The organism is Paenibacillus sp. FSL H3-0302 (assembly GCF_037982245.1).
Taxonomy (GTDB): Bacteria; Bacillota; Bacilli; order Paenibacillales; family Paenibacillaceae; genus Paenibacillus_AQ; species Paenibacillus_AQ odorifer.
In genome coordinates, this window is sequence record NZ_CP150284.1 from 4,925,278 (window position 1) to 4,937,953 (window position 12,676).

At 43.0% G+C, this 12,676-nt stretch carries 7 protein-coding genes; all 7 read right to left on the reverse strand.

Annotated features, from left to right (window positions below):
* Positions 1–130: 130 nt before the first annotated feature.
* Positions 131–2,752, reverse strand: a complete 2,622-nt coding sequence (adhE, locus tag MHH50_RS21950; RefSeq protein WP_036682925.1) for a bifunctional acetaldehyde-CoA/alcohol dehydrogenase — start codon at positions 2,750–2,752, stop codon at positions 131–133.
* Positions 2,753–3,160: 408 nt separating this feature from the next.
* The gene (locus MHH50_RS21955; protein ID WP_076129626.1) at positions 3,161–4,627 is read right to left on the reverse strand and encodes an extracellular solute-binding protein; all 1,467 of its coding nucleotides are present in this window, start codon (positions 4,625–4,627) and stop codon (positions 3,161–3,163) included.
* 132 nt (positions 4,628–4,759) lie between these two features.
* The gene (locus tag MHH50_RS21960; protein ID WP_036682930.1) at positions 4,760–5,632 is read right to left on the reverse strand and encodes a carbohydrate ABC transporter permease; all 873 of its coding nucleotides are present in this window, start codon (positions 5,630–5,632) and stop codon (positions 4,760–4,762) included.
* Between the two features lies 1 nt (position 5,633).
* A complete protein-coding gene (locus tag MHH50_RS21965; protein WP_076129625.1) occupies positions 5,634–6,554 on the reverse strand; it encodes a sugar ABC transporter permease in 921 nt (306 codons plus the stop codon).
* 117 nt (positions 6,555–6,671) lie between these two features.
* Entirely contained in the window at positions 6,672–8,000 is a 1,329-nt protein-coding gene (locus tag MHH50_RS21970) for a response regulator (RefSeq protein WP_076278412.1), read from the reverse strand.
* A gap of 19 nt (positions 8,001–8,019) precedes the next feature.
* Positions 8,020–9,813: a histidine kinase gene (locus MHH50_RS21975; RefSeq protein WP_340033380.1), complete on the reverse strand. Its 1,794-nt coding sequence runs from the start codon at positions 9,811–9,813 to the stop codon at positions 8,020–8,022.
* A gap of 2,210 nt (positions 9,814–12,023) precedes the next feature.
* Positions 12,024–12,662, reverse strand: a complete 639-nt coding sequence (pgmB, locus tag MHH50_RS21980) for a beta-phosphoglucomutase (RefSeq protein ID WP_076280499.1) — start codon at positions 12,660–12,662, stop codon at positions 12,024–12,026.
* Between the last annotated feature and the right edge of the window lie 14 nt (positions 12,663–12,676).

The following is a 12,676-nucleotide window of genomic DNA, read 5'->3' on the forward strand; positions in this document are numbered from 1 at the left end:
ATGGGACCGTTGTTTATATAAACATTTTAGTTTATTTTCTATAAATAGACTGTGACAAATATCACCTTTCCGGTGATATTTGTCACTTATATCTAATCCACAACCATCCTATTATCTACTTAACCAAATATTAATTATCAAATCTTCCGTAGAAAGCATTACGATATACATCTGCGAGTTCAGATACCAGCGGCAGCTTAGGATTGGCAGTTGTACATTGATCTTCAAATGCACGGTCAGCCAAGTAATCTACATGGGATTCAAAATCCTTAGGATCAAAGCCCAATTGTTGGAAGGATTCTTCGATACCCAGTTTTTTGTTCATGTCGCGAATAGCATTGATCAGGCTAGTTACACCTTCTTCAGTTGTGCGAGCTGGCAATCCCAGAATACGGGCGATTTCTGCATAACGCTCGTCAGCTACGAAGTGTGAATATTTAGGGAACGAAGCGAACTTCGTAGGTTTCTTAGCATTGTAACGAATAACGTGTGGCATAAGGATCGCATTAGTACGACCGTGAGCAGTGTGATATTGACCGCCCCATTTATGCGCCAAGCTGTGGTTAATACCCAGGAAAGCATTAGCAAAGGCCATACCAGCAAGTGTTGATGCGTTATGCATTTTTTCACGGGCAACTCTGTCGCCTTCAAGAGCCGATTTTTCAAGGTATTGGAATACCAATTGGATTGCTTTAATTGCCAGACCATCCGTGTAGTCACTCGCCATAACAGATACATAAGCTTCGATGGCATGTGTCAATACGTCCATACCTGTATCAGCTACAGCAGTTTTTGGCAAGCTATATACGAACTCTGGATCAATGATAGCTACGTCTGGAGTTAGCTCGTAGTCAGCCAAAGGATATTTAGTGTGTTGTTCAGTTGTTTTATCGGTAATAACTGCGAAAGATGTTACTTCCGAACCTGTACCCGAAGTAGTTGGAATCGCTACAAACTTAGCTTTGTTTCCAAGTTTAGGGAATTTGTAAACCCGTTTACGGATATCCATGAATTTTTGTTTCAGACCGTTAAAGTCAGCGTCTGGATGTTCATAGAATAACCACATTCCTTTTGCAGCATCCATTGGGGAACCACCACCAAGTGCGATGATGCAGTCCGGTTGGAATCTGTTCATCATTGCTGTACCTTTTTCAACTGTAGTTGTCGATGGATCTGGTTCAACTTCCGAGAACACTTCGATCGCTACAGGAGTTTGGCGTTGACGCAGGTAATGTTCAACTCTCTCAACATATCCAAGCTTAACCATCATTGGGTCAGTGATAATTGCGACACGTGTGATATCAGGCATTTTGGTCAGGTACTGAGTAGCGCCTTTTTCGAAATAGATCTTGTCAGGTACTTTAAACCATTGCATATTCACGGTACGACGATTCACCCTTTTCACGTTGATCAAATTAATTGCTGTAACGTTTTGCGACACGGAGTTACGACCATAAGATCCGCAGCCCAGCGTCAACGAAGGGATGTTAGTGTTATAGATATCGCCGATCGCACCATGAGTGGAAGGCGAGTTAACGAGAATACGTCCTGTTTGCAGACGGTTGGAGAACTTCATGATTACTTCTTCATTGTTGGAGTGGATAGCCGAACTATGGCCCATACCACCAAATTCAACAACTTGTGCTGCGCGTTCAATACCTTGATCTGCGTTTTTAACTTTGTAGCAAGCAAGCACAGGACTCAATTTTTCAGCGGACAATGGATATTTAGTGCCTACACCTTCAAGTTCTGCTACCAGAATCTTAGTGCCGGCAGGAACTTGAATGCCGCACATTTCAGCAATTTTCACTGCGGATTGTCCAACGATTGCTGGATTAACCGCACATTTATCAACGTTCATAGCGCCGCTAGTAAGTTTGGCAGCTTCTTCTTTGTTAACAAAGTAGCAGCCATTAGCGATCATTTTCTTTTTCACTTGATCGAAGATTGGTTCTTCGATAATAACAGCTTGCTCGGAAGCACAGATCATACCATTATCAAATGTTTTGGAAAGAATGATGTCCGTTACGGCTTGATCGATATCCGCGCTCTTTTCGATGAATGCAGGTACGTTACCAGGACCTACGCCAAGAGCTGGTTTACCACAGCTATAAGCTGCTTTTACCATTGCAGAACCGCCTGTTGCGAGAATAAGTGCAACGTCAGGGTTGTTCATCAAAGCGTTTGTTTTGTCCATCGTTGGCATTTCAATCCATTGGATACAGTTCTCAGGTGCGCCAGCTTTTACAGCCGCATCATGAAGAATTCTAGCAGCTGCTGCACTACACTCTTGCGCAGATGGGTGGAAACCGAATATAATAGGGTTCCGTGTCTTAATCGAAATCAACGCTTTAAACATCGTGGTGGATGTAGGGTTGGTTACCGGTGTGATACCCATTACAATTCCGACGGGCTCAGCAATTTTTTGGAAGCTTTCATAAGCATTGTCTTCAATAACGCCTACTGTTTTATCGTATTTAATTCCGTGCCAGATATATTCTGTCGAGAAGATGTTTTTAGTAATTTTGTCTTCGTAAACCCCGCGGCCAGTTTCTTCTACAGCCAATTTAGCGAGGTACATATGTTTGTCGAGTCCAGCCAACGCCATTGCATGAACGATTGTGTCAACTTGCTCTTGATCCAGCGCCATGAATGCCTCATGTGCTTTTTTCGCTTTATCCACCAAAGTCTGAATATACTCTTCAGCGGTAGTTTGTTTAACTTGGGCGGCGACTTCGTTCTTAACTGCCATCTCCCTCGTCCTCCTGTCAATTTTTAGGTTGTTTTTCTCTACACATTTATCTTATCACATCATTTCCACCTTGTATAGTGAAATCTTTCACAAAGTATAAAGTTTTTTTGATTTGTTTTCAAAGCGCTTTCATTCGATCATATTATAGGTTTTTTACCATTATTTATGCTGTATTATTCCTTAAATCTAAAGTTTATGTTTAAAAAGACAAGAACCGATACCCATTTTCTACCTTTCCGCTCGCAAAAATATTTTAAAAATACAAATCTAATTTTGTTGACACTCTATTTTTCTCATGACCCTCTAAAAAATAGTCGGAAGCCATCCGTCGTGTTGATTTATAAAAATATCAATAATATAAACATAAAAAAACCGACTCCTAAAGGAGCCGGTTCTGTCCTTCCTTGCCTATTCTACTTTAATTGTATCGAAGAATTTCTCTTGCACTGTTTTTGCAGCAGCTTCAAGCTGTGTCTTGGAATCTGTTCCCTTTTTGGAGAACAGCTCTTGAATTACATTGGACATGGTTGCGTAGTAGTCCTGTGTATTGTATTGCGCTTCCGGTTTACCGTCCAGCAAGCCTAAAATATCAGGGCTGTATTGATATACATTTGTATATTTATCATACACAGCTTTTGTTTTCTTACCGAAGTCAGAATCTGCAGAATAGTAATCTAAGAGCGGCGGAATAAAGTATTTGCCATCCGTTGTACGTTGTTGCAGAACCGCATCCAGTGCTTCTAGACCTTTATCGGAGAAGTAATCAAATGTAATATAACGGAATGCCATTTCTTGCTCGTCTGGTGTTGCATTTGGATTGATTACAAGGTAGTCACCACCAAGTACCCCAGTGTGTTTTCCGCCTTTTTCCATCGCAGGCATTGGATACGTAAGTACATCTTCTGGTTTCAGACCGCCTTGATTCAACGCTTGCTCAATAACACCGTCAGATCCAGCCATTACCATTGCTGTACGACTTTGTTGGAATGCGCCTACAGCATCACCCCAGCCCAGTGCCCAGTCCTGAGGAATCGCGTTTGCTTCCCATCTAAGTTTCTTGTAGAAATCCAGCGCTTTAATCCCAGCCTCAGAATTAAAAGTAGCTACAACCTTACCGCCTTCAATCTTCTGAATTTCACCGCCAGCCTCGAACAGGAAGTTGGTCCAGTTCCAGCCTGCTTCATTCCCTTTACCCATTGGAGCAATACCGGAAATCCCTTTTTTGGTATCAGCTACACCTTTCGCGGTATTCAGCATATCATCCCAAGTCCAATCCATAGATGGAACAGCAACGCCTTTTTCATCCAGCATTTTTTTGTTGATCATTGTGGTTGTTACATAACCCTTTTGAGTAACGCCGAATACTTTTCCGTCAATGATAAATTGGTTTTGGAGAACCGGGTTAATTTGATCCTTAAATTCGTATTTATTCCACAGATCCGTAATGTCAGCTACCCAGCCTTTTTCAACTAGGAATTTTGCTTCTGTAGCGTAAGTGTTAAAGAAGGTTGGAGCTTCATTCGCTGCCATTTTGATGCCGATTTCACTTACATTGTACTGCCAATCGTCTTTGACGATTTCAACATTCGGATACTCCTCTTGGAAACGTTTGATCTTGTCATCTTCCTGTGCTCTAACTTCGGTTAGGTCAGGGGTTGGATAGTGAATTTTGATGGTCACTTTTCTTTGTGTGATATCATCAGTTGGCGCTGCTGTAGCACTGCCAGCATTATCTGTTGCAGCATTCGTTGGCGCAGTAGTCGCTTCCCCTTCCTTGTTTCCTGTTGTGTTTCCGTTATTGTTGTTACCGCCGCATGCGGTTAACAATGATCCGGCCACAAGGAGGCTTAGTAGCACGCTAGAGTACTTACGCATTGAAACTCCCCTTTTCAATTCATAGTTATCTTACATATCGATCATAAAAGAGAAATCGTTTACAAACGAGGTGCATTTATATTCCTTTCATGTGCATGTTTACGATCCGTGACTAAATTCGTCGATCCGCGCTTATCCCTTAACTGCTGATAATGCGACGCCACGCATAATGAACTTTTGGAAGATCAGGAAGACAAGGATCGGCGGCAACGATACGATAAATAGGATAGCGAATTTAATATTCGTATTAAGTGCCTTTACATTAATAACGTATTTATAGATTGCTGTCGCGAGCGTATATTTCTCTTCACTGTGCATAACCAGAGATGGCCAGAACCAGTCATTCCATGCAGTAGAAAAGATAAAGATCGCCAGCGTAGCAAATATCGGAACCGACAATGGCACTGCAATGGAGAAAAAGCTTCTCGGCTCAGAGGAGCCGTCAATCCGCGCGGCTTCAAAAATTTCAGGATGTATCCCATCAAAAAAGTTCTTTAAGAGTAGAAAATAGAATGTATTCGCACCAGCCGGCAGCCAAAAGGCAGCGTACTGATTCAATAATCCAAGCTCTTTTAGATTGACAAAGTTGGGAATCATGTAGCTGGTCGCCGGAATAAATAATGTCATCAGGAAAAAGAAATAAATTGCCTTTCTGTAAGGAACATTCATACGAGAAATGCTGAAAGCAGACATTCCCAATACGACTAGTGTCACGACCATATTCCCCACAAAAATATAAATAGTGTTCTTAAGGAACATCAGCAGATCAATGTAGTTCATCGCTTCTTTAAGGTTGCTGAAGTGCCATTCCTGCGGGAAAAAATGCGGTGGGAATGAGTTCACCTCTTGATTCGATTTCAGTCCGTTAAATAACGTCATACAGATCGGATACAGCATGCTAAACACCATAATCAAAATAACCACGCACATCAAGCCATAAACGATCTTATTGCTTGTTTTTTTCAAATCATGTTCTGAGAGAATCCCTCTATCTGCGCTCTTCATCTTAGTTGTCCTCCTTGTTAAGCTTGAACTGTAAAATGCCCAAACCACCTAGGACTATGAACATTAGCATGCCAAGCGCAGTCGCTGTTCCATAATCGAGTCGCGTAAAAGCATATTTTACGATCAGCAGCGCATAGGTAAGCGTAGTATTATTCGGCCCACCATCAAGCAGCGCCATTTGTGACTGATACCCTTGTGAAGTCCCGATAATCTGTAATATAAACATCAAAATGATCAAATTACGTAGCGAAGGCAATGTGATGTACTTTATACGTGCCCACACACCCGCCCCATCAATCTCAGCTGCTTCATACCAATCCCGCGGAATGCTGAGTACAGCAGCCAAGTATATTAACATCCCTGATCCAAACTGCTGCCACGTCTCCATAAAAACAAGGGAAATCATCGACCACCTTGTATCTGTCAGGAAGGCAACCTGGTCCACACCAAGCGAGCTTAATACTGCATTGATTGGGCCCACAGGATCATAAAGCCATCTCCAGAGTCCATATAGCACCACACCAGGCATTACAAAAGGTAGGTAAGCCGCTACCCGCACAAAGCCCCCAAACCTTCTCAGCTCCGAGATCATAATAGCAAAAGCAATCGGAACCCAGAACCCGATAATAAGACATAGAAGCATGTAATACCCTGTATTTTTTAACGCGGTCAAAACATCCGGATCACTAAGGGCTCTAGCATAGTTCTCAAAGCCAACAAAGCTATTCCCTTTTACAAAATCAACATGGTAGAAGCTGTACAACAAGCCTTTAAAAATTGGCACCCACAAGAACATTACAAAAATAATCACAGCAGGTACGAGGAACATATATCCCCAAAAGTTTTTCTTCCAGCGGTTTTGCTTGTAAGGTGTACCCTTCAGCGCCGGCGGATTTTCGGATACAACTGCGGTTTGATTCATCAGGCTCCCTCATTCCATTTTTCTTTCAGCATTTTTCGCAAAATGCTTCCTACCTTAAATTGTAGAAAATGAGGGTTGTACTGAACATGTCTAAATCTACCGAAGTAGTATGTGTTTTTACTTCTTCAATTCACTGGGGCTAATCCCATAATATTTTTTGAAAATTTTACTAAAATGCTCCGGTGATTCATAACCTACACGCTCGGCGATTTCGTATCTGCGAAGATCTGTGTTCAAAATCATCTCCCGACTTTCTTCCATCCGCAGCTTAATTACATATTCCCACAGGTTGTAACCTGTATTTTTCTTAAACAGATAGCTCAAATAATTGGGGCTGACATGGTTTTTCTTAGCCACTTCATGGATGGTTAATCCTTTTTGCGCATAGTTCTCGTCAATATACTCTCTCGCTTTCTCTACAATCAGATTGCTGCGTGTATGAAGCTCTTCTACTGAAGGATCGGTTGTGTAGCTGTTCCAATTAAAATCCCCGTAGTAAAACACATAATGGTCATTGTGTTCATTATTCCAGAGAATGGCTTTGGAGGCTTGACGGTTCAATACAGCCATAAAAGAAAGACCCTTGAGAATCTGGCTGATGCCGATAACTGCATTTAAGTGCAGATATTTTTGAATATTAAAATGAAGACTACGGCCAAGGATATCTAGCCTATTAATTTGGCTGGCAGACGAATCTTCATAGCTTTTTTCATCCCACTGAATAATGATCGTAATCTCTTCATCCTCTGCGTAAAAGGCTGTCGAGTTCCACTCCTGATCCATCAGCTCTTTGGCGATATTCAGCGCGGCATAACAAAGAAGCCGTCTGTCCCGCAGGGTGTAGTGCTTCTCCTGATTCGTTCCAGCCAGAGGTACCTTAATTTTTAAGACGGAAAAATACGGCCCTTGCAGCTTCAGGTTATCCAGCTTTTGCAAGCGTTCTGCATCACACAGTACACCTTCAGGCTCAATGAGCAGCTCATTCAATAACTTGCTGTATTCCGGAAGCGGCTCTTCCAGCCGAAAGCTTTCGTTAATTCCTGACATGAAAATATCCAATTCTGGTGATGGTTTCCCCATCTTAAGCAGCACATTTCGCACCGAATCCAGAAATTGCTCACTATTCAAAGGTTTGATCAAATAATCCTTCGCTCCAAGCCTAACGGCCATTTGCGCATATTGAAACGTCTCGTGTGCAGAAATCACGATGGTCTGTACCCAGGGTTTGGCCAATTTTGCATGCTGCATTAGATCAATCCCGCTCATTGCACCCATCTGAATATCAGTAACGAGCAGGTCTATTTCCTCCATCCGAATGCAGTCCAGCGCTTCAAAACCACTGTTTGCTGTATAAATATGGTCTATGTTTAACCCCGAAGAAGCTAATAAATTGCTCAGCCCTTTACAAATCAAGGGTTCGTCATCCACAACTAATATATTGAACATATCTGTATGCTCCCCTTCCTTAGTCCTGATTCTCTGATTTCGGAAGCTTAACCGTCACCAATGTACCGCCCTCTTTACGAGGGGTATAGCTGATGCCATAATCAGAGCCGAAGTGTAAATGAATACGCTGGTTAATGTTGCGAATCCCGTAACCGCTGGCCGGATTTGGACTGTCGTCATTCAGCACAGCTTCGATGGCCTGATAATCAACAGTCTTATAGCCATTATCTTCAATCGAGATCTCGACGGTATCGTCCACACAAACTGCGCTAATGATGATTTCCCCATCCTCGCCCATATTTTTGACACCATGAATAATAGCATTCTCAATTAACGGCTGCAGGGTAATTTTAGGAATTAGATTTCTTTTCGTATCTGGATGAATCTTCATTACTACACGAAATATATAATCATACCGGTGCTGCTGCAGCTTGATGTAGGCCGTTGCATGCTCCAGCTCTTCTTCAAGGCTAATCAGCTCCCTTCCCCGACTGAGGCTAATCTTCATAAGCTTGGATAATTCCTTGATCATCTCGGCGGATTCAACGTTACCTTCCAGCGAGCTTTTCCAGTAAATACTCTCCAAAGTGTTGTAGAGCAAATGCGGATTGATCTGCTGATAGAGCAGTTGAAGCTGTGATTCCTTCTGTTTTAGCTCCATCTGGTATTTATAAGTAATTAGTCCATTTAGCCTGCGGGCCATGTCATAGGTAGAGCCAATCAGCACACTGACCTCATCGTTACTCCCTCTTTTTGGCGTCTCAGGGACACGATTGCCTGGCTCAAACTTCCGGACGAAAAAAGCTAACTTTTGCAAAGGCGTCATTAATGAACGCCAGAAATAAGTAATCATGATTAATCCAAAAACAGCATAGGCCACAGTTATGTATTGAATCACACTTTTCATTTCGTTTTGTTGCTGCAGCAGCGCTTTTACGGCGATTTTGTAGACTAGCTTCTGTCCTAAGGCATGGTTATTATTGACCACATAAATAAAATCCGAGGTAATAACATCCACGGTTCCTTCCAAATCCTCAGCAACGACCGTCTCCGGCAGCGTAATGATCTCACCAGTATTATTCGTAGTAGAAGCGAGTACACGATTATCCAGATCTGTTAAGTAAATATCACCATCAGGCAACGATATGGATTTAAGGGATTCTCCGATTTTTGCGTCCATTTTGGTAATGACTAAAACCCCAATGGTCTCAGCTTTTCTGGAGATGTTATTGACAGCTCTCATATAGGTAAGAGTCTTCAAGTTTTCCGCTTGTGCACTTAGCTTCCCTGTAAATTTTAGAGATCCGCGGCCCTTTTTCTGGACAACCTCCTCGAACCAATAGGGCTCTTCCGCTTTGGAAAAGAAATATACCCCCGCCTTCTTAACCTGTGGGAAATTGGGTGCAAAAAAATAATAATCCTCGGGATCGTATATATAAAGGGAATAATAGATGCCGTCCCCACGCTCCGCTCCCTGCGAGTAACTGACCAACAGCTTCTCTATCGTCTCATAACGTTTAACCCGCTCCAGAATGGTATCCGAACCCGTCATATTAATCTGTTGAATCAGAGGATTTTGAATTACAGTGGTAGTAATTTTATTTACGGTATCGATATCTCGGTTAATGATGGTGAAGTTTTGCTTGTTCAGCTCTACATAAGCATTCGTCACATGGCGCTTCAGAATTTGCTCAGCCTTCATATTCCCGTAAATGTTCAAAAACAGAATCGGCGAGATCATAATCAGAAACAGCAGGATAAGCTGTTGTTTGACGTTTAGCTTCAAAATCGGCCTAATCAGCCTAGACAACATCGAGATACACCTCCGGGTTCAATAACTATATCAAAGTGATAAACGCTTACATATGTTTATTTTAAAGTTTTTTATGTTCATTTGTATGTAGTTTTTTATGTTGGGCGGATAAAAAGAGCATGATGATATGTTCGCCACTACGTAGAGCGTTTGGGCTTACGATCGCTGTTATCCTCAGATTTCCTGATTTTATACCGCTGAGTGGTAGAAATCCGAGGATAAAGGCGACCACTGGCGTTTCTCCAGCTCCAAACCTCCACTTCGCAACTCCATCAACGGAACTCTTAAAAACCGCAAACAGAAAAGGGGGCGGTATAAAGGACACTGCGTGGGGCTAGGAGAAATGAACTCTATATGGAAGAAGTACCATGTATGTTCTTGAACACTTGAACACTCAAGTACTTCAATACTTGAATGTGCTTTGTTGTTGGGTGTCTGGATTGCTTGATGTGCGATGGTGGTGCTTATTGTGCGTTGGATTGCTTGATGTGCGATGGTGGTGCTTACTGTACGTTGGATTGCTTGATGTGCGACTTACTACTTATTCGGCGTTTTACATTCCCACACACCCTCTTCACGATGAGTTATCGGACTCAGATGCAGCTATTGGGCTGATTTTTGGCTTTTACGGGGAGGTTCGGACTCCAGAGGCGTTATTCGTTCCAAACATGCGCGATACGCGGGCTTTTCGAGCCATTAGCGACTATGGAGTCCGATATCTTCTCAAATGAGCCGAATTATTACTTATAAAGACTATGAGGTCCGATACACTGTCCGAACTTTTGACTAACGTTCTGAATTACTTAATATGCAGCTAATAGCGACTATGGGATCCGATCACCGTCTGAGCTTAAGACTAACTATCTGAATTACTTAATGTGCAGCTCAGCTACTTATTCAGCGTTTACATTCCCACACACCCTCTTCACGTTGAGCGATCGGACTCAGATGCAGCTATTGGGCTGATTTTTGGCTTTTACAGGGAGGTTCGGACTCCAGAGGCGTTATTCGTTCCAAACATACGCGATACGAGGACTTTTCGAGCCATTAGCGACTATGGAGTCCGATATCTTCTCAAATGAGCGTAATTTTGGCTAATAGCGACTATGGGGGTCCGATCTCCGTCTGAGCTTTAGACTAACTATCTGAATTACTTAATGTGCAGCTCAGCTACTTATTCGACGTTTTGCATTCCAACACACACTATTTTCATGATAAGCTATCGGACTCAGATGCAGCTATTTGAACAAATTCCTGCTTTTACGGGGAGGTTCGGACTCCAGAGGCGTTATTCGTTCCAAACATGCGCGATACGAGGGCTTTTCGAGCCATTAGCGACTATGGGGTCCGATAGGATCGCAAATGAGCCGGATTATTACTTATAGAGACTATGAGGTCCGATACACTGTCCGAGCTTTTGACTAACGTTCTCAATTACTTAATATGCAGCTAATAGCAACTATGGGATCCGATCACCGCCTGAGCTTTAGACTAACTATCTGAATTACTTAATGTGCAGCTCAGCTACTTATTCGACGGTTTGCATTCCCACACACACTCTCTTCACGATAAGCTATTGGACTCAGATGCAGCTATTGGGCTGATTTTTGGCTTTTACGGGGAGGTTCGGACTCCAGAGGCGTTATTCGTTCCAAACATGCGCGATACGCGGGCTTTTCGAGCCAATAGCGACTATGGGGTCCGATAGGCTCGCAAATGTGCCGGATTATTACTTATAGCGACTATGAGGTCCGATACACTGTCCGAGCTTTTGACTAACGTTCTGAATTACTTAATATGCAGCTAATAGCAACTATGGGATCCGATCACCGTCTGAGCTTAAGACTAACCTTCTGAATTACTTAATGTGCAGCTCAGCTACTTATTCGGCGTTTTGCATTCCCACACACACTCTTTTCACGATAAGCTATCGGACTCAGATGCAGCTATTTGAACGAATTCCTGCTTTTACAGAGAGGTTCGGACTCCAGAAGCGTTATTCGTTCCAAACATGAGCGATACGAGGACTTTTCGAGCCAATAGCGACTATGGGGTCCGATAGGCTCGCAAATGAGCCGTATTATGGCTAATAGCGACTATGAGGTCCGATAGACAGTCTGAGCTAGCTAAATACAGAGACTTTGCACAAAAAAAGACCGCCCCCAAAGTCATCCGCTACTTTGGAGTCGGTCCCATGTTCATTTAGAGCCTTAGTCTGTCAGCAGCTCATACAATCCTTTAACGACCAGATCTGCTTCCTTCAGCACCTCAGGTTTGCCGATACCTACAACCTTCATCCCAGCAGCTTTACCTGCTTGAACGCCTGCCTCAGCATCTTCAAACACAACACATTCATCCGGCTGCAAGCCTATCTCCTGAGCCGCGATCAGGAACACCTCTGGGTCCGGTTTGGCTAGTGACACTTTGTTGCCGTCAACAACTGCATCAAATAAGTCTGTAATGTTCAGCTTATTCAAAATAAACTCAGCGTTCTTACTGGCTGATCCTAATGCAATGCCAATCCCACGTGATCTCAATCCTGTTAGGTATTCTTTCACTCCAGGCAGCAGCTCCGATTCCTCGAGTCGAGAAATGTATTCTACGTACAGGCGGTTTTTCTTCTCCGCCATTGCCTGCTTCTCTGCTTCCTCAAATTCCAGGCCACCCACTTCCAGCAGGATATCAAGTGATCTCATCCGGCTCACACCTTTAAGCCGTTCGTTATCCTCCTCCGTGAATTTAAAGCCAAGCTCATCTGCAAGACTCGCCCACGCCAAATAATGATATTTGGCTGTATCTACGATCACGCCATCCAGATCAAAGATGGCGCCTTTCATATTTTCCAACATTGATTTGCTTCCTC